This is a genomic window from Streptomyces sp. NPDC088732 (genome assembly GCF_044751205.1).
Lineage (GTDB): Bacteria > Actinomycetota > Actinomycetes > Streptomycetales > Streptomycetaceae > Actinacidiphila.
In genome coordinates, this window is record NZ_JBIVLI010000001.1 from 511,137 (window position 1) to 532,901 (window position 21,765).

Sequence of the window (21,765 nt, forward strand, 5' to 3'; positions counted from 1 at the left end):
TGCCACCGCCCCCCGCCCGGCCTTTTCCGGCCACGGCCCACGCGTCAGGCGAAGTCCATGGTGGAGACGACGTAGACGACGGGCGTGTCCGGGCTCGTCAGGTCGACCGTGATGTCGTGGTCGGGCTTGTCGCCGTGCTGCTGGACCCGCACACCGGCCCAGTGCTGCCCGGAGCCGAAGGCCCAGCGCACGGTGCTCGCCTGCTTGCGGCTCACCGTGACCTCGCCGTCCTTGAGCGCGGCGCGGCTGCTCCCCACCTGGGCGAGGAACGTGTCGAGGCCGCCCTGGCTGGTGGTGAACTGCACATAGAGCGAGCTGGCCGCCCAGTCGTTGGTCTCCAGGAACGCCACGGGGCGCGATCGCGGAGGGATCGGCATCTCGTAGATGCGGCGCTGCACCTTGGTGGGCCACGTGTAGGTGAGGGTGGTGGCCGCGGCCAGCTTCTGCTTCTGCTCGCCTCCGTCGCGGCTCTGCTCCGCGGAGATGATCACGTAGAAGACGGGCACGAGGACCAGCAGCGGGACGACCGTCCACTGCACCCAGCGGGACGGCTTCCTCTGAGGGGGACTACTCACTTGCCGACAACCTTCGCGTAGCGCTCGTACCGCTCGACCCGGCGGCGATTGGCCCGCCGGAAGCGACGGGCCACCAGCCGTGCCAGGTCCGCGGCGCCGACCATCCCGGCCTCGGGGCCGAGTTGCGCCTTGACGATACGCGCTTCGGGGCGGTAGCCACGCCCGGTCAGGTGCCGCCGGAACGCGTCGCGGGCGGGGGCGATGAGCAGATCGTCGGCCGCGCTGACGCCGCCGCCGATGACGAAGCAGGAAGGGTCCAGGGCAGCGGCGAGATTGGCGATGCCGACACCCAGCCACTGGCCGATCTCCTGGAAGAGCTCGACGCACATCGCGTCACCCTCACGGGCGAGCTCCGTGATGAGTGGACCGGTGATCTCCCGTACCTGGCCGCCGACCCGGTCGATGATCCCGTGCGCGACCGGCGAGTCCGCCGCCGCCAGTTCGCGGGCCTCGCGCACCAGGGCGTTGCCCGAGCTGTACTGCTCCCAGCAGCCGCGGTTGCCGCAGGCGCAGCGGTGCCCGCCCGGCACCACCTGCATGTGGCCGAACTCGCCCGCCACCCCGTAGCGGCCGCGCTTGACGTGGCCGTCCTCCAGGATCGCGCCGCCGATGCCGGTGCCGAGCGTGATCATGACCAGGTCGCTGTCGCCGCGGCCCGCGCCGAAGCGCCATTCGGCCCAGGCGGCGGTATTGGCGTCGTTGTCCACCATGACCGGGACGCGCAGGCGCTCGGTGAGGCGGTCCTTGAGCGGCTCGTCCCGCCAGGCCAGGTGCGGGGCGAAGAGCACCCGGGAGCGGTCGGCGTCGACCCAGCCGGCCGCGCCGATGCCGACGGCGTGCACATCGTGGCGCTCCGACAGGTCCAGGACGAGCTCGGTGATGGTGTCCTCGACGACCTTCGGGCTCTTGCTCTTGTCCGGGGTCTCGGTGCGCAGCTTCTCCAGGATGTTGCCGTCCGCGTCGACGACGCCGGCCATCACCTTGGTGCCGCCGATGTCGATGCCGACGGTCGGCACGCGCGGAGCGGTGAGGTGCGAACGCCGCTCGCGCCGTCCCACGGTGCTCAGAAGGGTGGAGCTGCTGGAGGATCGCGCGGAACCGCTGCGGTACGCGCGCTCACGGTACGTGCTCATCGGTTCACCGCCGTGGTTCCGGTCCGGGGCTGCTGCTCGGTCGCTCGCAAGGCTCGTCTCTCCGGCGGTCGGGGGTGGGTCCACAGTGATTCTAAGTGGGGGGCGCGCGGCCCTTCGGGGGGCCGCCCCTCACGCTGCGCGACCCCCGCACCGTGCTTCTGCCCCGCCGGTGCGCCCGCAGCGCGCCAGGGGGCGGACAGGTGCGTCAGCCGGCGGGGCGGCGCAGCTCGTGGGCCAGGGCTTCGAGGTCGCTGCCCCCCGCCATCTCGCGGGTGAGGTCGTCCAGGGAGATGCCGTCCTTGGTGTACGCGCCGGACACCGTGCCGCGGCGCAGGAGGACGAACCGGTCGCCGACGAGGTGGGCGTGGTGCGGATTGTGCGTGATGAGCACCACGCCGAGCCCCGCGTCCCGGGCCGCGGCGACGTACTTGAGCACGACGCCTGACTGCTTGACCCCGAGCGCCGCCGTGGGCTCGTCCAGGATCAGCACCTTCGCGCCGAAGTGGACGGCCCGAGCGATGGCGACGGACTGGCGCTGACCGCCGGAGAGCGTGCCGATGGGCCGGTCGACGTCGGGCAGGTCGATGCCCATGCGCAGCAGTTCCGCGCGGGTGGTGGCGCGCATGGTGGCGACGTCGAGCCGCTTGAAGGGGCCGCGGCCGACGCGCGGCTCCGAGCCGAGGAAGAAGTTGCGCCAGACCGGCATGAGCGGCACGACGGCGAGGTCCTGGTAGACCGTGGCGATGCCGCGGTCCAGGGCTTCGCGCGGCGAGGTGTGGCGGACCGCCTCGCCCTCGATCTCGTAGGTGCCGGTGTCGTGCTGGTGCAGCCCTGCGATGATCTTGATGAGGGTGGACTTGCCCGCGCCGTTGTCACCGAGGACGCAGGTGATCTCCCCCGCGTGGACCTCCAGCGAGACGTCCTCCAGCGCGCGGACGCTGCCGTACGACTTGCCGACGCCGGTCAGCTTCACCAGGGGGGTCACTTGGCCGCCTCCGCCCGCTTGCGCACCCACGCGTTGAGCAGCGTCGCCAGGAGCAGCATCGCGCCGAGGAAGAACTTGAACCAGTCCGGGTTCCACTGCGCGTACACGATGCCCTTGCTCGTCATGCCGAAGATGAACGCCCCCACCGCCGACCCGATGGCCGAGCCGTGGCCGCCCGTCATCAGGCAGCCGCCGATGACCGCGGCGATGATGTACAGGAACTCGTTGCCGACGCCCTCCCCCGACTGCACCACGTCGAAGGAGAACAGCAGGTGCTGCCCGGAGATCCACGCGCACAGGGCGACGGCCATGTACAGCCCGATCTTGGTGCGGGCGACGGGGACGCCGACCGCGCGGGCCGCATCGGGGTTGCCCCCCGAGGCGAAGATCCAGTTGCCGGCGCGGGTGCGCAGCAGCACCCAGGTGGCGACCGCAACCAGGGCCACCCACCAGGCGATGGTCACCTGGAGGTCCACATCGCCGATCGTCAGGTGCGAGGCGAACAGGGCGCGGGCGGAGGAGAAGCCCTCCATGTCGGCGATGGACTTGGTGCTGACCGTGCCGTCGATGAGCTTGGTCAGGCCGAGGTTCGCGCCCGTGAGCATCAGGAAGGTGCCGAGCGTGACGATGAAGCTGGGCAGCTTCGTGCGCACGAGCAGGTAGCCGTTGAGGAAGCCGATGGCGACGGTGGTCAGCAGGGAGACGCCGACGCCCACCCAGGCGTTGGCCGTCATCTGGTAGCTGAACATCGACGACACCAGTGCCGAGCTGGTGACCAGGACGCCCGCCGACAGGTCGAACTCGCCGCCGATCATCAGCAGCGCGACCGGTACGGCCATGATCCCGATGGTGGACGCCGCGTACAGGATGGTGCCGATGCTCTCCGGCCGCACAAAGGAGTCGGCGCAGACCGCGAAGAAGACGAAGACGGCCGCGGCGCCGACCACCGCGCCCAGTTCGGGGCGGCCCAGCAGGCGCTGGGTCAGCCCGCGCGGCGGCAGAAGGGTCTCCGCGCTCACCTGGTGCCCCGCTTCGCGTAGTCCTCCAGTGCCGCCGCGTCGTCCTTGGTGACGATCTGCGGCCCGGTGAGGACCGGCTTGCCGCCGCCGAGGACGTCGGCGTTGTAGCGGTTGAGCCACAGCAGGTCGATCGCCTCGTAGCCCTGCAGGTAGGGCTGCTGGTCGACGGCGAAGCCGATGGTGCCGGCCTTCAGGGAGGCGGCGACCTGGGCGTTGAGGTCGAAGGTGTCGACCTCCGCCTTGCTGCCGGCCTGCTCCTTGGCTTTGGCGGCAGTGGCGGCGAAGGGCGCTCCCAGGGTGACGACGGCGTCCACCGAGGGGTCGGACTGGAGCTTGGCCTGGAGGGCGGACTGGACGTCGGGCATGTTGGTGCCGTTGACGTACAGGTTCTCCGTGGTGCCCTTGAAGGTGCTCTTCACGCCCGCGCAGCGCTGCTCGTGGCCGACGTTGCCCTGCTCGTGCAGGACGCACAGGACGTGCTTCTTGCCGCGGGTGGTGAGCTCGTCGCCGACGGCCTCGCCGGCGATGGTCTCGTCCTGGCCGATGTGGGCGAGGGCGCCGTACTCCTCGGACTCCGCGGAGCCGGAGTTGATGGTGATGACCGGGATGCCGGCCTTCTCCGCCTTCAGGACGACGTCCTTCATGGCCTCCGGCTTGGCGAGCGTGACGACCAGGCCGTCGACGTGCTGGTCGATGGCCGTCTGGACGAGCTGCGCCTGGTCCTTGCCCTGGTCGCTGCTGGAGTACAGGAACGTGATGTTGTCCTTGGCGGCGGCCTGCTTGGCGCCCTTCTGGACGATGTCCCAGAAGGTGTCGCCCGCCCCCGCATGGGTGACCATGGCGATCTTCCACCGCGGGGTGTCGACGGCCGAGCCGTTGGCCCGGGCCTCCTTGGCGCGCCGCTCCGCGCGCAGGCCGCCGGTGCTGCTGCAGCCCGCGACCGTCGCCCCGATGGCCACGGTCAGTAGCGCGCCGAGCACGCGCCTCCCGGTGTTCACCCTCTCCACCTGGTGCCTTCCCTGCCGAATCCTGGAAAGGACCCAGTATCCGTCACGCGGAGCGATGCTCTGCCCCAGGCGTGACGGATCCCTCAGGCGCGGACGAGCAGCTGGAACTCGAAGGCGTAGCGGGAGGCGCGGTAGATGTGCGTGCCGTACTCGACGGCGCGCCCGGTGTCGTCGTACGTCGTGCGGCTCATGGTCAGCAGCGCCGCACCCGGTTCCTCCCCGAGCAGTTCGCCCTCCTCCTCGGTGGCGGAGCGGGCGCCGACGGACTGGCGGGCGCTGTGCAGGGTGATGCCCGCGGCGCGCATCATCCGGTAGAGGCCGGTCGACTCCAGCCGGGCGGTGTCCAGGTCGATGAGCCCGGGCGGCAGGTAGTTGCACATGTGCGCCATCGGCTCGCCGTGAGTGAGGCGCAGCCGGTGCAGGACGCGGACCTCGCCGCCCTCGGCGACACCGAGCGCGGCGGCGACCTCGGCGGAGGCCGGCACGGCCTCGTTGCGCAGCACCCGGGTGGCGGGGCTCTGGCCGGCGGCCTGGAGGTCGTCGAAGAGGCTGCTCAGCTCCAGCGGGCGCTTGACCTGGCTGTGCACGACCTGGGTGCCCACGCCGCGGCGGCGCACCAGCAGCCCCTTGTCGACGAGGGACTGGATGGCCTGGCGGACGGTCGGCCGCGACAGGCCGAGGCGTCCGGCGAGTTCGATCTCGTTGCCGAGCAGACTGCCCGGGGCGAGCCGGCCGTGCTCGATGGCGCCCTCCAGCTGCTGGGCGAGCTGGTAGTACAGCGGCACCGGGCTCGAGCGGTCCACCTCGAACTCGAGCGGCGCGGACTCTGCTTTGGACACAGGGGGAGCGTATCCGCCGCTCTCGGCCTCAGGAAACTCTGACATCACATTGTCCGAACATGCGAGTCCGCGCCTTCTCGAAGGGCCCGTGGCCTGGTGGTCAGGGGCCGGTGGGTGTGCGGTGGGTCTGCCGTGGCCGGCGCGCGGGGGGGCGGCCGTCACAGGTGGCGCCGGCGATCGGCGAGGTGGCGCTCGTAGTTCTTGCGCGCCTCGACCGCGGACTCGCGGGTCGCGGTCTCGGCGACCGGGACGTCCCACCAAGCCTGCGCGGCAGGGGCGGTCGGCGCCGGGTCGGTCTCGACGTACACGCACGTCGGCCGGTCCGAGGCGCGGGCGGCGGCCAGGGCCTCGCGCAGCTCGCGCACCGTTCCGGCGCGCAGGACGTCCATGCCGAGGCTCGCGGCGTTGGCGGCCAGGTCGACCGGGAGCGGGTCGCCGGTGAACGTGCCGTCGGCGGCGCGGTAGCGGTAGGCGGTGCCGAAGCGCTCACCGCCCACCTCGGAGGACAGCCCGCCGATGGAGGCGTAGCCGTGGTTCTGGATGAGGACCAGGTTGAGGTTGACGCCCTCCTGCACGGCGGTGACGATCTCCGTCGGCATCATCAGGTACGTGCCGTCGCCGACCAGCGACCAGACCGGCCGGTCCGGGGCGGCCATGCGGACGCCGATGCCGGCCGGGATCTCGTAACCCATGCAGGAGTAGCCGTACTCCAGGTGGTACTGGCGCGGGGAGCGCGCGCGCCAGAGCTTGTGGAGGTCGCCGGGCAGGGAGCCGGCGGCGTTGATGACGACGTCCTCGTCGCCGACGACGGAGTCCAGGGCGCCGAGCAGTTGCGTCTGGGTGGGCCGGGCGGAGTCGTCGGGCGCGGCGTAGGCGGCGTCCACGACGCGCTCCCAACGCTCCTTGCCCGCGCGGTACTCGTCCTCGTACTCCGCGTCCACACGGTGGCCGGCCAGTGCGCCGGTGAGGGCCTCCAGGCAGGCGCGGGCGTCGCCGACGACCGTACGGGCGCCCAGCTTGTGGGCGTCGAAGCCGGTGATGTTGAGGTTGAGGAAGCGCACCCCGGGCGCCGCGAAGAGGGTGGAGGAGGCGGTGGTGAAGTCGGTCCAGCGGGTGCCGACACCGATGACCAGGTCCGCGGTACGGGCGATGTCGTCGGCGACGGCGGTGCCCGTGTGGCCGATCGCGCCGAGGTCCGCGGGGTGGTCGTGGCGCAGCGAGCCCTTGCCCGCCTGGGTGGACGCCACGGGGATGCCGGTGGCCTCGGCGAGCGCCTTCAGCGCCGCCTCGGCCTCGCTGTGGTGGACGCCGCCGCCCGCGACGACCAGCGGGCGCCGCGCCCCGCGCACGGCCTGTGCGGCGGCGGCGAGTTCGGCGGCCTCGGGTGCCGGCCGGCGGACGTGCCAGACCCGCTCGGCGAAGAACTCCTCGGGCCAGTCCCACGCTTCCGCCTGCACGTCCTGCGGCAGGGCGAGGGTGACGGCACCGGTCTCGGCGGGGTCGGCGAGCACGCGCGCGGCTTGGAGGGCGGCCGGGATCAGCGCCTCGGGCCGGGTGACCCGGTCGAACCAGCGGGAGACCGGGCGCAGCGCGTCGTTCACGGACACATCGCCGGACCAGGGGTGTTCGAGCTGCTGGAGCACCGGGTCGGGGATGCGGTTGGCGAAGGAGTCGCCGGGCAGCAGCAGCACCGGAAGCCGGTTGATCGTGGCCAGCGCGGCGCCGGTGACGAGGTTGGTGGCGCCGGGACCGATGGAGGTCGTGACGGCCTGCGCGGAGAGCCGATTGAGCTGCCGGGCGTAGCCGACGGCGGCGTGCACCATGGACTGCTCGTTGCGGCCCTGGTGGTACGGCATCACGTCCTGGTGCTCCAGCAGCGCCTGGCCGATGCCGGCGACATTGCCGTGACCGAAGATGCCCCAGGTGCCGGCGATCAGCCGGTGGCGGGCCCCGTCACGCTCGGTGTACTGCGCGGACAGGAAGCGCACCAGGGCCTGGGCGACCGTGAGACGGCGGACGGACTGGGTCATCGGGACCTCTCGGAGGCTCGGTCTTCGGCGGGGGCCGTGTACAGGGGCAGTCTCGGGTCGACCGGCTGCTCCGGCCAGGTGGCGCGGATCCAGGCGTGGTCGGGATGGTCGCAGATCAGCCAGGCGCGCTCGGCGCCCGGGCCCGCCATGACGTTGAGGTAGTACATGTCGTGGCCCGGGACGGCCATGGAGGGGCCGTGCCAGCCGTCGGGGATGAGCACGACGTCGCCGTCGCGGACCTCGGCCAGCACATCGGTGTTGCGGCCGTTGCCGGAGGGCGAGACCCGCTGGTAGCCGATGCCCTCCCGGCCGTGCGCGGCCGCGATCTCGAAGTAGTAGATCTCCTCCAGCCGCGACTCGCCCTCGCGGTCCTCGTCGTGCTTGTGCGGCGGGAAGGAGGACCAGTTGCCGCCCGGGGTCAGCACCTCGACCGCGATCAGCCGGTCGCACTCGAACACCCCCGCGGCACCGAAGTTGTTGACCTGGCGGCTGCAGTTGCCGCTGCCGCGCAGTTCGACGGGCACGGCCGAAGCGGGACCGTAGCGGGCGGGCAGGCGGCGTTCGCAGCGCGCGCCGGTCAGCGCGAACCGGCCGCCCGCCTCGCTCACCACGACCACCCGCGCGTCGCGCGGGGCGTACGCGAAGTCGGTGACCCCGGCGAAGACGCTCTCGCGGCCCGCGAGCCGGAAGCTCTCGCCGTCCGTGTCGACGGTGCACGAACCGGACAGGGGGAGCACGATCCACTCGCTGTCGCCGGTGGCGAACTCGTGCCGTCCGCCCGGCGGCAGTTCCAGGACCCGCAGCGAGGAGTGGGTCCAGCCGGCCTGTTCCGGGTGGACGGCGACGGTGTACGGGCCGGCGGCGGCCTTGCCCGCGGCCAGGTGGTTCTCGGTGCCGGTCATCTCGTGCGGCTCGCCTCTCTCACGGTTCGTCCGGTCCTCACAGCAGGCCCACGGCGGTGTCGACGGCCGTCTCCACACTGCCCTGCGCCGGGTAGAGCAGCGACCGGCCCACCACCAGTCCCTGGACGGTGGGCAGCCGCAGCGCCTTGCGCCACTTCTCGTACAGCACGTCCTGTTCCTTGCCCACCTCGCCGCCGAGCAGGACGGCGGGGAGGGTGGAGGTCTCCATGACGGCCGCCATGTCGTCCACGTTCTCCGTGACCGGCACCTTGAGCCAGGTGTAGGCGGAGGTGCCGCCGAGTCCGGACGCTATGGCTATGGACTTGGTGACGGCCCCGGCGCTCAGGTCGTTGCGCACCCGGCCGTCGGTGCGGCGGGACATGAACGGCTCGACGAAGACCGGCAGTCCGCGCTCCGCCATGTCGTCGATGGCGCGGGCGGTGGAGACCATGGTGGCCAGCGATCCGCTGTCCTCGTAGGCGATGCGCAGCAGGAGCTTGCCGGCGTCGAAGCCGAGCCGGGCGATGTCCTGGGCGCGGTGGCCGGTGAAGCGGTCGTCGAGTTCGAAGGAGGCGCCGGCCAGGCCGCCGCGGTTCATGGAGCCCATGACGACCTTGCCCTCCAGCGCGCCGAGCAGCAGCAGGTCCTCCAGGACGTCGGCGGTGCCGAGGACGCCGTCCACGCCCGGGCGGGAGAGCGCGGTGCACAGGCGCTCCAGCAGGTCCATGCGGTTGGCCATGGCGAACTCGTGGTCGCCGACGGCCAGGGCGCCCCGGGCCGGGTGGTCCGCGGCGACGATCATCAGCCGGCCGCTGTCCCCTATCAGGGGGCGGCGGACACGGCGGGCGGCCGCCTCGGCGATCGCCTCGGGGTGCCGGGTCCGCACCTTCACCAGGTCGGAGATGCTGATGCTCAAGGGGAGCTCGCTTTCGGGGCTTTCAGGTGGGGGCGGGCCGCTCAGCGGCGGTCGAGGAGGTCCCGCACCTCGGACTCGGTGGGCATGGCGGAGGAGCAGGCGAGCCGGGAGGCGACGATGGCGCCGGCCGCGTTGGCGTGGCGCATGATCCGCTCCAGGTCCCAGCCGGCCAGCAGGCCGTGGCACAGGGCGCCGCCGAACGCGTCGCCCGCGCCGAGGCCGTTGACCACCTCGACCGGGACCGGCGGCACCTCGGCCGAAGTGCCGTCGCGGTGGGCGGCGAGCACGCCCTTGGGACCCTGCTTGACGACGGCGAGTTCGACGCCCGCCTCCAGCAACGCCTCAGCCGCGGCGCGGGGTTCGCGGACGCCGGTGGCGACCTCGCACTCGTCGAGGTTGCCGACGGCGACGGTGGCGTGGCTGAGCGCCCGCGCGTAGAAGGGCCGTGCCTCGGCGGGGTCCTTCCAGAACATGGGGCGCCAGTCGAGGTCGAAGACGGTGGTGCCGTTCCCGGCGCGGGCCTCCAGCGCGGCGAACGTGGCGGCGCGGCTGGGCTCCTCGCACAGTCCCGTCCCGGTCATCCAGAAGATCCGGGCGGCGCGGATCGCGTCGAGGTCCAGCTCCTCCGGGAGGATCTCCAGGTCGGGGGCCTTGGGCAGCCGGTAGAAGTAGAGCGGGAAGTCGTCGGGCGGGAAGATCTCGCAGAACGTGACGGGGGTCGGCAGCCCGGCGACCGGGGTCACGAAGCGGTCGTCGACACCGAACTCCTTCAGCGCCTGGTGGCAGTACGTGCCGAACGGGTCGTCGCCGGTGCGGGTGACGACCGCGGTGGAGCGGCCGAGCCGGGCGGCGGCGACCGCCACGTTGGTCGCCGATCCGCCGAGGAACTTGCCGAACGTCTCGACCTCGGGCAGCGGCACCCCCGTCTGCAGCGGGTAGATGTCCACCCCGATCCGGCCCATCGTGATCAGGTCGTACGGCTCGGTCATGAGCAGGGACTCCTCGTCGTCTCGCGAGCGGACCGCCGCGCGGCCCCCTCAGGTCTAACCGCGGGACCCGGGAGATGTCAACACTATGTCCTTACATACGAACGTGGACAGGTCGAGGCGTCCTACCGGCTCGTTACTGTGTCGTTACGTCGAGATGAATTGATGTCTTAACAAAGCCTTGACAGCGGCTCGGGCGAGGGGTTTGCTCCCGTCAGCAACGCCACGGGCAACAGGCCGGTCCCCCCTTCTCCCTCCCACCGCAGTGAGGTGCAGGAACATGGAACGCTCTTGGAAAACCCGCAGGATCTCCGCCGTCGCGGCGCTCTCCGCCGCGGCGGTCCTTCTCGCAGCCGGCTGTTCCAGCAGCTCGGGCGGCAAGAAGGCCGAGGAGTCCGCCGACAACGCCGCCGCCGGCAAGGCGGACACCCCCCGCATGAAGATCGCGATGGTCACCCATGCCGCCCCCGGCGACACCTTCTGGGACCTCATCCGCAAGGGCGCCCAGGCCGCGGCGGCGAAGGACAACGTCGAACTCGTCTACTCCGCCGACCCCAACGCCGCCACGCAGGCCAACCTCATCCAGAACGCCATCGACCAGAAGGTCGACGGCATCGCCGTCACGCTCGCCAAGCCGGACGCCATGAAGTCCGCCGTTGCCAAGGCGGAGCAGGCCGGCATACCCGTCGTCGGTTTCAACGCGGGCCTGGACGACTGGAAGGACCAGGGGCTGCTGGAGTACTTCGGGCAGGACGAGAGCGTCGCCGGCGAGGCACTCGGCAACAAGCTCAACGACCTCGGCGCCAAGCACGCCGTCTGCGTCGTCCACGAGCAGGGCCATGTCGCCCTGGAGGCGCGCTGCGCGGGCGTGAAGAAGACCTTCAAGGGGACGACGGAGAACCTGTACGTCAACGGCACGGACATGCCGTCGGTCAAGTCCACCATCACCGCGAAGCTCAAGCAGGGCTCCGACATCGACTACGTGGTGACCCTGGGCGCGCCGTTCGCGCTCACCGCCGTCCAGTCGGTCGCGGACGCCGGCAGCAAGGCCGAGGTCGGCACCTTCGACCTCAACAAGGACCTGGTGAAGGCGGTCCAGGACGGCGACGTGCAGTTCGCCGTCGACCAGCAGCCCTATCTCCAGGGCTACCTGTCGGTGGACTCGCTGTGGCTGTACAAGACCAACGGCAACGTCAGCGGTGGCGGCGTCTCCCCGGTCCTGACCGGCCCGGCGTTCGTCGACAAGGACAACGTCGAGTCCGTGGCGGCGTTCGCCGCGAAGGGCACCCGGTGAGGCCGGTGTCCCCCGCTGCAGCCTCCGCGGCGCCCCCTTCGCCGCCCGCCGCGCCGCTCTCCTCGGCGGACGGCCGGACGAACGGGCGCTCCCTGCTCCGCAGGGCCCTGGCCCGGCCGGAGATCGGCGCGCTGATCGCCGCCGTCGCCGTCTACCTGTTCTTCTTCGCGGTCGCGCCGTCATTCCGCGAGGCGGGTTCCCTGGCCACCGTGCTCTACCAGGCGTCGGTCATGGGCATCATGGCGCTGCCGGTGGCCCTGCTGATGATCGGCGGCGAGTTCGACCTGTCGGCCGGCGTCGCGGTCACCACCTCCGCGCTGACGGCGAGCATGTTCAGTTTCCAGCTGAGCATGAACGTGTGGACCGGGGTCGCCGTCGCGCTCGTGGTCTCGCTGGCCGTCGGCGCCCTCAACGGCTATCTGCTGATGCGGACCGGCCTGCCCAGCTTCCTCATCACCCTGGCCACCTTCCTGATGCTCCAGGGCCTCAACCTGGCCGTCACGAAGATCTTCACCGGCAACGTCGCCACCGACTCCATCAGCGACATGGACGGCTTCGACCAGGCCAGAAAGGTCTTCGCCTCCGAGATCGGCATCGGCGGGGTGCAGTTGAAGGTCACGGTGCTGTGGTGGCTGGGCTTCGCGGCACTGGCCACCTGGGTGCTGCTGCGGACGAAGTTCGGCAACTGGACGTTCGCGGTCGGCGGCAGCGCAGAGAGCGCGCGTGCGGTCGGCGTCCCGGTGCACCTCACCAAGATCGCCCTGTTCATGGCCGTCGGCTTCGGCGCCTGGTTCACCGGCATGCACCTGCTCTTCTCGTTCAACGCGGTGCAGTCGGGCGAGGGCGTCGGCAACGAGTTCCTGTACATCATCGCGGCGGTCATCGGCGGATGCCTGCTGACCGGCGGCTACGGCTCCGCGATCGGCTCGGTGATCGGCGCCTTCATCTTCGGCATGGTCTCGCAGGGCATCGTGTACGCCAACTGGAACCCGGACTGGTTCAAGTTCTTCCTCGGCGTGATGCTCCTGATCGCGACCCTCGTCAATCTGTGGGTCCGCCGCACGGCGACCAGGAGGTGAGGACCCCATGACCCCCATTCCCACCGAAGCGCCCGCGCGGGAGCAGGCCACCGGAACGCCGGTCGTCGAGCTGACCGGCGTGGGCAAGAGCTACGGCAACGTCCGCGCCCTGCACGGGGTCGACCTGGCAGTCCGGCCGGGGCAGGTGGCCTGCGTGCTCGGCGACAACGGCGCCGGCAAGTCCACCCTGATCAAGATCGTCTCCGGGCTGCACCAGCACACCGAGGGCGAGTTCCGCATCGACGGCGAGCCCGTACGGCTCAACAACCCGCGCGAGGCGCTGGACCGCGGCATCGCCACCGTCTACCAGGACCTGGCCACCGTCCCGCTGATGCCCGTGTGGCGGAACTTCTTCCTCGGCTCGGAGCTGACGCGCGGCCCCTGGCCGGTACGCCGCCTGGACATCGCGGCGATGAAGCGGACCGCCGACGGGGAACTGCGGGCGATGGGCATCGTCCTGGACGACCTGGACCAGCCCATCGGCACCCTGTCGGGCGGGCAGCGGCAGTCCGTCGCCATCGCGCGCGCCGTCCACTTCGGCGCGCGGGTGCTGATCCTCGACGAGCCGACCGCGGCGCTCGGCGTGAAGCAGTCGGGCGTCGTCCTCAAGTACATCGCCGCCGCCCGCGACCGGGGCCTGGGTGTCATCTTCATCACGCACAACCCGCACCACGCCTACATGGTCGGCGACCACTTCACCGTGCTCCGGCTGGGCACCCTCGAGCTGAGCGCGAGCCGTTCCGAGGTCACCCTGGAGGAGCTGACCCACCACATGGCCGGCGGCGCCGAGCTGGCGGCGCTCAGGCACGAACTGTCCCAGGTGCGCGGCGTCGACGTGGAGGAACTGCCGGAACAGCCGGAACCGGAAGCCCCGGACGACCCGAAGGAGGTGTGAGCCGGGGCCGGGGAACGCCCCTTGGACGCCGAGGAGAAGGGCGGCCCGCCTCGTGCGGGGCCGCCCTCCCGGGCCGCCGTGGTGCCCGACCTCGACTCCCCACCGCCTGACATGACGTCCATATGTCAGGACTAACTCTTGACGGTGACCCCGTCGGACAGCGAAGCTGCCAGCGGGACCGCGGGCTTCGCGGGCAACCGCACCGTCGCAGCACCGAGCACCACTTCCGAACCACCCGACCGGTCACCGCCGACCGGTGAGAGGAGCCCTCCTCATGACCGCCGCCTCCCCCGCCCTGGACCGGATCCGCATCGGGTCCGCGCCCGACTCGTGGGGCGTCTGGTTCCCCGACGACCCGCAGCAGGTGCCGTGGCAGCGCTTCCTCGACGAGGTCGCCCAGTCGGGGTACGAGTGGATCGAGCTCGGCCCGTACGGCTACCTGCCGACCGACCCCGCCCGGCTCACCGAGGAGACCTCCGCCCGCGGCCTGAAGGTCTCCGCGGGCACCGTCTTCACCTCCCTGCACCGCGGTCCGTCGGTCTGGGACGCCACCTGGGAGCACGTCGGCCAGGTCGCCGCCCTCACGCAGGCCATGGGCGCGCGGCACCTCGTGGTGATCCCGTCCTTCTGGCGGGACGACAAGACCGCCGAGATCATCGAACCGCACGAGCTCACCGCCGAGCAGTGGGGCCACCTCGCCTCCGGCATGGAGCGCCTGGGGCGCCAGGTGCGCGACACCTACGGCCTGGACATCGTCGTGCACCCGCACGCCGACACCCACATCGACACCGAGGAGCACGTCGCCCGCTTCCTCGACTCGACCGACTCCGGCCTGGTCAACCTCTGCCTGGACACCGGCCACTACGCCTACTGCGGCGGCGACAGCGTCAAGCTGATCGAGACCTACGGCGAGCGCATCGGGTACCTGCACCTGAAGCAGGTCGACCCGGAGATCCTGGCCGACGTGATCAAGAACGAGGTGCCGTTCGGGCCGGCCGTCCAGCGCGGCGTCATGTGCGAGCCGCCCGCCGGTGTCCCCGCCCTGGAGCCGGTGCTGGCCGCCGCGCAGCGGCTCGGGGTCGACCTCTTCGCCATCGTCGAGCAGGACATGTACCCCTGCGAGCCCGACCGCCCGCTGCCCATCGCCCAGCGCACCCGCGCTTTCCTCCGCTCCTGCGGCGCCTGACGCCCCGCGCACGAAAGGGATGACACGCATCATGACGCAGCACGCAACCCTCCGGGTCGCGGTCGTCGGGACCGGCAAGATGGGCGCCGACCATGTGCGCCGCATCAACGACGTGATCAGCGGGGCCCGCGTGACCGCCGTCGTGGACGTCGACGCCGAGCGGGTCAAGAACGTCGCCGCCGGCATCGAGGGCTGCACGGCCTACACCGACCCCGCGGCCGCCATGGCGGCCGACGACGTGGACGCCGTCCTCATCGCCTCCCCCGGCGCCGCCCACGAGGCGGCGCTGCTCGCCGCCTTCGCGCACGACCTGCCCGTGCTGTGCGAGAAGCCGCTCACCCCGGACGCCGCCTCGGCACTGCGCGTCCTGGAGGCCGAGCAGAAGCTGGGCCACCGGCGCGTGCAGGTCGGCTTCATGCGGCGCTACGACGCCGAGTACCTGAAGCTCAAGGCCCTTCTCGACAGCGGCGAGCTGGGCCGCCCGCTGCTGGTGCACAACCGGCACCGCAATGCGAGCGTCCCGCCCGGCTACACGAACGCCAACCTCATCAACGACTCGGTCGTGCACGAGATGGACGTGACCCGCTGGCTGCTCGGCCAGGAGATCACCGCCGTGACCGTGCTGCGCCCGCGCCCGTCCTCCAACGCGCCGAAGGGCCTGGACGATCCGCAGCTGGTGGTCTTCGAGACGGACGGCGGCGTGATCGCCGACGTCGAGATCAACGTCAACTGCGGCTTCGGCTACCAGGTGCAGGCGGAAGCCGTGTGCGAGCGCGGCAGCGCGCGCATCGGCGAGGCCCACGACCTCCTCGTCAACACGGCGGGCCGCTGGGGCGGCACCATCGCCCAGGACTTCGTGGAGCGCTTCGTCGACGCCTACGACCGCGAGGTCCAGGCCTGGGTGGACGCCACCCGGCGCGGCGAGGTCACCGGGCCGAGCGCCTGGGACGGCTACGCGGCGGCAGCGGTCTGCGAGGCCGGACTCCGCTCGCAGAGCGAGGGCGGCCGGGTCGAGGTCGCGCTGGTCGAGCGCCCCGCGTTCTACCGCTGAGGAACGGCGGCGCGGCAGGACAGGCGTCGCGCCGCCCCCTGGTGGTCCCGGATCGGGCGCGGACGCGGCGGTTACTCCCTGGCCGCCGCGCCCGCGCCGCCCGCCCGTCCCCGGAAGAAAGGCCTCTCCGCTCATGCGCGTTGTCCTCGTCGGTGTCGGGCGCCTCGGGTCGTTCCACGCGGCGACCCTGCACGGGCACCCCGACGTCACCGAACTCGTCGTCGCCGACGCCGACACCGCGCGGGCCGCGGGAACGGCGGACCGGCTCGGCCCCGGCGCCCGTGCGGCGGGCTCGGTGGACGAGGCGTTCGCCGCGGGCGCCGACGCCGTCGTCATCGCCTCCGCGACCGCCGCCCACGCGGAACTCATCTCGCGTGCGGTCCGGGCCGGGCTCCCCACGTACTGCGAGAAGCCGATCGCCCTGGACCTGGCCTCCACGGTCGCCGCGCTGCGCGAGGTGGAGGATGCGGGCACCGTCCTGCAGATGGGCTTCCAGCGCCGCTTCGACCCCGGCTACCGCGCCGCCCGCGCGGCCGTGCGGACAGGCCGGCTCGGCAGGCTGCACACGGTGCGGGCCATGACCTCCGACATGGCACCGCCCCCACCGGAGTTCGTGCCGCTGTCCGGCGGCCTCTACCGCGACTGCCTCATCCACGACTTCGACGCCACCAGGTGGGTGACGGGACGCGAGGTCGTCGAGGTGTACGCGATGGGCGCCAACGGCGGCGCCGACTTCTTCCGGGAGGCGGGCGACGTCGACACCGCCGCGGCACTGCTGACGCTGGACGACGGCACCTTGGTGACGGCCACGTCCACGCGCTACAACGGTGCCGGTTACGACATCCGCATGGAGCTCGCCGGCTCCCTCGACCAGATCGCGGTCGGCGTCGGCGCCCGTACGCCGGTCACCTCGGTGGAGCCGGGCGCGGCACCAGGTGTGCCGGATCCCTGGACGGGCTTCGTCGACCGCTTCGGGGACGCCTACCGGGCCGAGATCGACACCTTTGTGCGCGTCGTCGCCGGGAAGGCGGCGAATCCGTGCGACGGGCGGGAGGCGCTGGAAGCACTCCTGGTGGCGGAGGCATGCGAGGTCTCGCGTGCCGAACGGCGGCCGGTCCGGATCGCGGAGATCGCCGCGATCACGGGGACCGGGGCGGCGGCCGCCGGGCCGGCTTCCTGAGGGGTGCTCCGGGCCCCCTCGTGCCCTGTCACCCGCCCGGGCCGGGCCGGGTGGCGCCACGGACCGCGGCGGTGCTTGCTGGTCCTAGGTCGTTGCCGGGGTGCGTACGTGCGTGAAGGGCTCAGATGTCAGATACGGTCCGGGCCCTGCGCACACCACGAGCCGCCGGAGCGGTGGGCATCGCCTTCGCGGTCCTGCTCGGCGCGGCCATCGTCCTGGTGCGGGTCGCCATCCCGGAGGGGCAGCAGTACGCGTCGAGCGGCGGGCCGCTGAGCGGCAGTTCGCGCCACACGGTGCGCACGGCGCTCGGCCTCATCCCCTTCGCCGGGATCTTCTTCCTGTGGTTCATCGGGGCGGTGCGCGCGCACGTGGGGAACGCCGAGGACAAGTTCCTCGCCACCGTGTTCCAGGGCAGCGGGCTGATCTTCGTGGCGACCCTCTTCGGGGCGGCGGCCTGCGCCGGCAGCCTCCTGGCGACGGCCGACGCGGGCACGGCGGCCGGTGTACGGCAGCCCCAGCTCTGGTACTTCGGCGGGCACTTCACGTACAGCCTGCTGACGACGTACGCGATGCGGATGGCCGCCGTGTTCGTCCTGTCGGCGTCCACCGTCGCGCTGCGCCTCGGCACGTTCCCGCGCTGGCTGGCGCTGCTGGGCTACCTCGTCGGCCTGACGCTGCTCTTCGTGGTGCCCGGCGTGGCCTGGGCCGAACTGGTCTTCCCCATCTGGGCGCTGGTGGTGAGCCTGCACATCCTGGTGGCCGGCTTCCGGCGGGAGGCGCAGGACCGGCTGGGCGGGCGGAACGACATCGAAGCAGCGCGCTGAGGGCGCCGGGCCGGTCGCCGCGCCCTGGTGCGCCCGGGCGTCGTCCGGACGGAACGGCTTGAAGCCGCCCGCCGCGACGGGCAGCATGCTGTGCGTGCCTCCTGTGACGATGTCCGCGTCCCTGCCGCTCGTACGGAACGTGAGCGGTCTGCCGGGCGGGCAGCAGTGGCTCGCCCGGCTGCCGGACCTCGTCGGGGAGATGTGCGAGCGCTGGGCGCTGCGGCTCGGGCGGTCCTACGACGGCGGAAGCTGCTCCTGGGCGGCCGAGGCGTGGCTGCCGGACGGAACGCCGGCTGTCCTCAAGGTGGGCTGGCCCCACCCGGAGGCCGAGGGCGAGGCGGCGGCCCTGCGGCTGTGGGACGGGCGCGGGGCGGTACGGGTCCACCGGCACGACGCCCGGCGGCACGCCCTGCTGCTGGAGCGCTGCACACCCGGCGGCGGGCTCGGGGCGGCGGACGGACTCACTGCCGAGGAGCGGCTGCTGACCGGGGCCGGGGTCCTGGCCGAGCTGTGGGGTGCCGCTACGGCGGTGGACGGCGGGTTCGACCGGCTGGCGGACGTGACCGCCGGCTGGGCCGGCCTCGTGGAGGAACGGATGGAGCGGCACCGGCCGCCCTTCGACCCGGGACTCGTCGCGCTCGGCGTAAGGCTGCTGCGCGAACTGCCCGGTTCGGCGTCCCGGGAGGTCGTCGTCCACGGCGACTTCAACCCGGGCAACGTCCTGGCCGCGACACGCCGCCCGTGGCTCGCGATCGACCCGAAGCCGATGGCCGGCGACCCCGCCTACGACCCGTGGCCGCTGCTGGAGCAGATCGACGACCCCTTCGCGCATCCCGCTCCGGGGCGGGTGCTGGCGGGGCGGTTCGCCCTGGTCGCCGACGCGCTCGGTGAGGACGTGGCCCGGCTGGAGGCGTGGGCGGTCGCGAGGCGGGTGGAGACCGCGCTGTGGCTCACCGAGCACGGACACGTCGGGGACGCCGCCGGCGTGCTGCGGGAGGCGCGGACGGTGGCGGACCTCGCCGGGCTGTGAGGACCCCGGTTCACGCGGTGGTGCGCCGCAGCAGGAGGGTGACGAAGCCGAACGTGCCCCGGTAGCCGTGCAGCCATTCCGTGCGGTGGCGGGCGGCCGCGTCGAGGGCCTGGCCGCTGTCGGGGTCGGTGGGGCGGTCGAGCGCCCAGGCGGCCAGGGAACCGGTCCAGGACCACTCGTAGGCGTCCAGCTCCTGGCGTGTGCTGATGTGGCCGTGCACGGGGGTCCAGCCGTCGGCGACGACGCGGTCGACGGTGGTGGGCAGGTCGTCGAAGTCGCCCAGCATCTCGACGAGGGCGGGCGCGGGCTCCTGCTCCCAGAAGCCGTCGCCGACGAGGACATGCCCTCCGGGAGCCAGGTGCTCGCGGACCGCGGACAGGGTCGCGGACAGGCCGCCGAAGGCGTGGGTCGCGCCCACGCTGAGCACGAGGTCGAAGGGGGAGGCGGAGGTGTGCCGGCGGGCATCCTGCTCGTGCAGGACCAGGCGCCCGGCGACCTCGAGGTCCGCTGCCGTCCGCGCCGCCTTGGCCAGGGCGGCCGCGTCGGTGTCCACGCCTTCCGCCGTCACCCCCGGGTGGCCGGCCAGCGCACGCAGCAGCCAGGCACCCTCCCCGCATCCGAGGTCCAGTACGCGTTCGTCGCCCCGGCGCAGCGCGCGGTCGAGCAGGCCGCGTACCGAGGCGTCGTCGAGCGGGGCGGCTACGGGGTGGTCGCTGTGCGCGATGCGGGAGATCCGTCGGCGGTCCATCGGCGCAGCCTGCCAGTCCCGCCGTGTCACCGCATCGGGTTAATTCCCGCCGGGCGTGCAACGCGGCGGAGCGGAACGGTGGTTTGCCCATTCAGAAAGGTCGGACAGGACGGGACGGACGGGACAGGCAGGCCGGAAGGCCGGAAGGCCGGGAAGGGGACAACGGGCATGGTGGGCACGATCGACGCGGGGACGGACACCCGCCGCTCCACGGGGCGGGGGCCGGGCGACCGCCGCGGGCGCTCAGCCGAAGCGCACCGGCAGCGAGCGGACACCGCGCATGAGCATCCCGGGCAGCCACTGAAGGGCGTCGAGGTCGGTGTCCAGGGCCAGGTCGGGGCAGCGTTCGAGCAGGGAGCCGATGGCGATGCGGCCTTCGAGGCGGGCCAGGGGTGCGCCCAGGCAGTGGTGGAGGCCGTGACCGAAGGCGACGTGGCCGCGCGTGTCGCGGCGGATGTCGAAGCGGTCGGGCTCGCCGAAGTGTTCCGGGTCGCGATCGGCGGAGGCGAGGGCGACGAGTACCGGCTCCCGGGCCGGGATGACCGTGCCGGCGATCTCCACGGGCTCGGAGGTGAAGCGGAAGGTGGCGGTCTCCACGGGGCCGTCCCAGCGGAGCATCTCCTCCACTGCGCCTTCGAGAAGTCCCTTGTCGGCGCGGAGGAGGGCGAGTTGGTCCGGGTGGGTGAGCAGGGCGCGGACACCGTTGGAGATGAGGTTGACCGTCGTCTCGTGACCCGCGACGAGCAGCAGGAAGGCCATGCCGCTGAGCTCCGGGCGGGACAGCCGGTCGCCGTCCTCGGCGACCGTGCGGATCAGGGCGCTCATCAGGTCGTCACCGGGCGCGCAGCGCTTGTCCTCGATCAGTTCGTCCAGATACTCGGCAAGCTGCTCGTACGCCGCCCGCTCGGCCTCCGGGCCGGTCGGCGCGACCACCTCGTTCGACCACGCGCGGAAGGCCGCGCGGTCCAGGTCCGGCACGCCCAGGAGCTCGCAGATGACGGTAATCGGCAGCGGATAGGCCAGGGACTCGACGAGGTCCGCCCGGGCGCCGGGCCTGCTGGTCATGGCGTCCAGCAGGCCGTCGGTGATCTCCTGCACCCGGGCTGCCAGTTGATCGATCCGCCGGGCGGTGAACTCGCGGGCGACGAGCTTGCGCAGCCGGGTGTGCTCGGGCGGATCGGACACGAGCATGTGGCGTCCCAGCAGCTCCTCGTCGTACAGGATCCAGCCGAGCGCGCGAGCGTCCTTGGCGAACCGCGGATCGGTCAGCGCCGCCCGCGCCTGATCGTGGCCGACAATCAGCCACATCTCGCCCTCGGGTGTGCGCACGCGGTGCACGGGGCCGAGCTCGCGCAGCCGGGCGTAGACCGGATAGGGGTCGGCGGTGAATGCCTCACCGAGGGCTGTCAGGTCAACCGTCTCCATCTCTGCACGGTAACCCGGTCGCGGCCGCTCCGAGAGGTGTCCGCCGGTCCGGCGGTGTTTCCCGGCCACGACGACCGGCGGGTGACTTCACGGTCCGCCGCGCGACCGGGCACCTCCGGGAGCGCTGCTTCGTTGGCCCCATTGCCCACGCCGACGCGTGAACAGAGAAACCGAGGAGTTACCCCGTGGCCTTCTGGGACCGGCTCAAGGACACCACTGCCTCCCTGCAGACACAGCTCGTCGCCAAGAAGAACGATCTCAAGAGCGGCGCCTTCCGCGACGCGAGCATGGCGATGTGCGCCCTGGTCGCCGCCGCCGACGGCACCATCGACCCGTCGGAGCGGGCGCGGGTCGCCCAGCTCATCGCCACCAACGAGGTGCTGCAGAACTTCCCCGCCGCCGACCTGCAGCGGCGCTTCGACGACTACCTGAACAAGCTCACCGCCGACTTCGAGTTCGGCAAGGTCAGCGTGCTCCAGGAGGTCGCCAAGGCCAAGAAGAAGCCGGCCGAGGCGCGTGCCGTGGTCCAGATCGGCATCGTCATCGGCGGCGCCGACGGCAACTTCGACAAAACCGAGCAGGGCGTCGTCCGCGAGGCCTGCTACGCGCTCGACCTGGCGCCCGCCGAGTTCGACCTGTAGTCGGCGCCTCCCGTGCCGTG

21 protein-coding genes are annotated in these 21,765 nt (G+C 72.1%); 9 read left to right on the forward strand and 12 right to left on the reverse strand.

What is annotated here, in order from left to right:
* Positions 1-44 precede the first annotated feature (44 nt).
* The 10 genes from ACIP9H_RS02170 to iolC form a co-directional block, all read right to left on the reverse strand.
* Positions 45-575: a hypothetical protein gene (locus ACIP9H_RS02170; RefSeq protein WP_401593597.1), complete on the reverse strand. Its 531-nt coding sequence runs from the start codon at positions 573-575 to the stop codon at positions 45-47.
* On the reverse strand, positions 572-1,708 hold the full coding sequence (locus ACIP9H_RS02175; RefSeq protein ID WP_360908943.1) for an ROK family glucokinase: 1,137 nt from the start codon (positions 1,706-1,708) through the stop codon (positions 572-574). The genes ACIP9H_RS02170 and ACIP9H_RS02175 overlap by 4 nt, the downstream gene beginning before the upstream one ends.
* A 205-nt stretch (positions 1,709-1,913) precedes the next feature.
* Positions 1,914-2,693 carry an ATP-binding cassette domain-containing protein gene (locus ACIP9H_RS02180; protein WP_401956941.1) on the reverse strand — a complete coding sequence of 260 codons (780 nt, stop codon included), beginning with the start codon at positions 2,691-2,693 and terminating at the stop codon, positions 1,914-1,916.
* The gene (locus ACIP9H_RS02185) at positions 2,690-3,712 is read right to left on the reverse strand and encodes an ABC transporter permease (protein ID WP_401593590.1); all 1,023 of its coding nucleotides are present in this window, start codon (positions 3,710-3,712) and stop codon (positions 2,690-2,692) included. Before ACIP9H_RS02185 ends, ACIP9H_RS02180 begins: the two co-directional genes overlap by 4 nt.
* A complete protein-coding gene (locus ACIP9H_RS02190) occupies positions 3,709-4,719 on the reverse strand; it encodes a sugar ABC transporter substrate-binding protein (protein WP_401956949.1) in 1,011 nt (336 codons plus the stop codon). Before ACIP9H_RS02190 ends, ACIP9H_RS02185 begins: the two co-directional genes overlap by 4 nt.
* An 83-nt stretch (positions 4,720-4,802) precedes the next feature.
* Positions 4,803-5,558 carry a GntR family transcriptional regulator gene (locus tag ACIP9H_RS02195; protein WP_401593585.1) on the reverse strand — a complete coding sequence of 252 codons (756 nt, stop codon included), beginning with the start codon at positions 5,556-5,558 and terminating at the stop codon, positions 4,803-4,805.
* 158 nt (positions 5,559-5,716) lie between these two features.
* Positions 5,717-7,588, reverse strand: coding sequence for a 3D-(3,5/4)-trihydroxycyclohexane-1,2-dione acylhydrolase (decyclizing) (gene iolD / locus ACIP9H_RS02200; RefSeq protein WP_401956951.1), 1,872 nt, complete (start codon positions 7,586-7,588; stop codon positions 5,717-5,719).
* Positions 7,585-8,490 carry a 5-deoxy-glucuronate isomerase gene (gene iolB / locus ACIP9H_RS02205; RefSeq protein WP_401956954.1) on the reverse strand — a complete coding sequence of 302 codons (906 nt, stop codon included), beginning with the start codon at positions 8,488-8,490 and terminating at the stop codon, positions 7,585-7,587. Before iolB ends, iolD begins: the two co-directional genes overlap by 4 nt.
* A gap of 37 nt (positions 8,491-8,527) precedes the next feature.
* Entirely contained in the window at positions 8,528-9,406 is an 879-nt protein-coding gene (locus tag ACIP9H_RS02210; RefSeq protein WP_401956956.1) for a deoxyribose-phosphate aldolase, read from the reverse strand.
* Between the two features lie 41 nt (positions 9,407-9,447).
* Complete coding sequence (iolC, locus tag ACIP9H_RS02215; protein WP_401956958.1) at positions 9,448-10,395, reverse strand: 5-dehydro-2-deoxygluconokinase; 948 nt, start codon at positions 10,393-10,395, stop codon at positions 9,448-9,450.
* A gap of 277 nt (positions 10,396-10,672) precedes the next feature.
* Between iolC and ACIP9H_RS02220 the strand changes: the two genes are divergently transcribed.
* The 8 genes from ACIP9H_RS02220 (at position 10,673) to ACIP9H_RS02255 (ending at position 18,931) form a co-directional block, all read left to right on the forward strand.
* A complete protein-coding gene (locus ACIP9H_RS02220; protein ID WP_401956960.1) occupies positions 10,673-11,686 on the forward strand; it encodes a sugar ABC transporter substrate-binding protein in 1,014 nt (337 codons plus the stop codon).
* Positions 11,683-12,765 carry an ABC transporter permease gene (locus ACIP9H_RS02225; RefSeq protein ID WP_401593570.1) on the forward strand — a complete coding sequence of 361 codons (1,083 nt, stop codon included), beginning with the start codon at positions 11,683-11,685 and terminating at the stop codon, positions 12,763-12,765. The genes ACIP9H_RS02220 and ACIP9H_RS02225 overlap by 4 nt, the downstream gene beginning before the upstream one ends.
* Positions 12,766-12,772: 7 nt before the next feature.
* A complete protein-coding gene (locus ACIP9H_RS02230) occupies positions 12,773-13,660 on the forward strand; it encodes an ATP-binding cassette domain-containing protein (RefSeq protein WP_401956963.1) in 888 nt (295 codons plus the stop codon).
* A gap of 274 nt (positions 13,661-13,934) precedes the next feature.
* Complete coding sequence (locus tag ACIP9H_RS02235; protein WP_360908964.1) at positions 13,935-14,846, forward strand: sugar phosphate isomerase/epimerase; 912 nt, start codon at positions 13,935-13,937, stop codon at positions 14,844-14,846.
* A 31-nt stretch (positions 14,847-14,877) separates the two neighbouring features.
* On the forward strand, positions 14,878-15,897 hold the full coding sequence (locus tag ACIP9H_RS02240) for a Gfo/Idh/MocA family protein (protein WP_401593563.1): 1,020 nt from the start codon (positions 14,878-14,880) through the stop codon (positions 15,895-15,897).
* Positions 15,898-16,030: 133 nt separating this feature from the next.
* Positions 16,031-17,077 carry a Gfo/Idh/MocA family oxidoreductase gene (locus ACIP9H_RS02245; protein WP_401956968.1) on the forward strand — a complete coding sequence of 349 codons (1,047 nt, stop codon included), beginning with the start codon at positions 16,031-16,033 and terminating at the stop codon, positions 17,075-17,077.
* 125 nt (positions 17,078-17,202) lie between these two features.
* Positions 17,203-17,901, forward strand: coding sequence for a hypothetical protein (locus ACIP9H_RS02250; RefSeq protein WP_401956970.1), 699 nt, complete (start codon positions 17,203-17,205; stop codon positions 17,899-17,901).
* Positions 17,902-17,986: 85 nt separating this feature from the next.
* On the forward strand, positions 17,987-18,931 hold the full coding sequence (locus ACIP9H_RS02255) for an aminoglycoside phosphotransferase family protein (RefSeq protein WP_401957134.1): 945 nt from the start codon (positions 17,987-17,989) through the stop codon (positions 18,929-18,931).
* Between the two features lie 10 nt (positions 18,932-18,941).
* On the opposite strand, the gene ACIP9H_RS02260 is transcribed toward ACIP9H_RS02255, so the two are convergent.
* On the reverse strand, positions 18,942-19,679 hold the full coding sequence (locus ACIP9H_RS02260) for an SAM-dependent methyltransferase (RefSeq protein ID WP_401956972.1): 738 nt from the start codon (positions 19,677-19,679) through the stop codon (positions 18,942-18,944).
* A gap of 243 nt (positions 19,680-19,922) precedes the next feature.
* The gene (locus ACIP9H_RS02265) at positions 19,923-21,104 is read right to left on the reverse strand and encodes a cytochrome P450 (RefSeq protein ID WP_401593550.1); all 1,182 of its coding nucleotides are present in this window, start codon (positions 21,102-21,104) and stop codon (positions 19,923-19,925) included.
* A 185-nt stretch (positions 21,105-21,289) separates the two neighbouring features.
* Between ACIP9H_RS02265 and ACIP9H_RS02270 the strand changes: the two genes are divergently transcribed.
* Complete coding sequence (locus ACIP9H_RS02270; protein ID WP_401593547.1) at positions 21,290-21,745, forward strand: tellurite resistance TerB family protein; 456 nt, start codon at positions 21,290-21,292, stop codon at positions 21,743-21,745.
* Positions 21,746-21,765 lie beyond the last annotated feature (20 nt).

Excerpts from the sequence above, each read along its gene's own strand:
- ACIP9H_RS02235 (WP_360908964.1), top strand. The coding sequence starts at position 13,935 with ATGACCGCCGCCTCCCCCGCCCTGGACCGGATCCGCATCGGGTCCGCG.
- ACIP9H_RS02250 (WP_401956970.1), top strand. The coding sequence starts at position 17,203 with ATGTCAGATACGGTCCGGGCCCTGCGCACACCACGAGCCGCCGGAGCG.
- ACIP9H_RS02230 (WP_401956963.1), top strand. The coding sequence starts at position 12,773 with ATGACCCCCATTCCCACCGAAGCGCCCGCGCGGGAGCAGGCCACCGGA.
- iolB (WP_401956954.1), bottom strand. The coding sequence starts at position 8,490 with ATGACCGGCACCGAGAACCACCTGGCCGCGGGCAAGGCCGCCGCCGGC.
- ACIP9H_RS02240 (WP_401593563.1), top strand. The coding sequence starts at position 14,878 with ATGACGCAGCACGCAACCCTCCGGGTCGCGGTCGTCGGGACCGGCAAG.
- iolC (WP_401956958.1), bottom strand. The coding sequence starts at position 10,395 with ATGACCGAGCCGTACGACCTGATCACGATGGGCCGGATCGGGGTGGAC.
- ACIP9H_RS02175 (WP_360908943.1), bottom strand. The coding sequence starts at position 1,708 with ATGAGCACGTACCGTGAGCGCGCGTACCGCAGCGGTTCCGCGCGATCC.
- ACIP9H_RS02260 (WP_401956972.1), bottom strand. The coding sequence starts at position 19,679 with ATGGACCGCCGACGGATCTCCCGCATCGCGCACAGCGACCACCCCGTA.
- ACIP9H_RS02245 (WP_401956968.1), top strand. The coding sequence starts at position 16,031 with ATGCGCGTTGTCCTCGTCGGTGTCGGGCGCCTCGGGTCGTTCCACGCG.
- iolD (WP_401956951.1), bottom strand. The coding sequence starts at position 7,588 with ATGACCCAGTCCGTCCGCCGTCTCACGGTCGCCCAGGCCCTGGTGCGC.
- ACIP9H_RS02255 (WP_401957134.1), top strand. The coding sequence starts at position 17,987 with ATGCTGTGCGTGCCTCCTGTGACGATGTCCGCGTCCCTGCCGCTCGTA.
- ACIP9H_RS02265 (WP_401593550.1), bottom strand. The coding sequence starts at position 21,104 with ATGGAGACGGTTGACCTGACAGCCCTCGGTGAGGCATTCACCGCCGAC.
- ACIP9H_RS02220 (WP_401956960.1), top strand. The coding sequence starts at position 10,673 with ATGGAACGCTCTTGGAAAACCCGCAGGATCTCCGCCGTCGCGGCGCTC.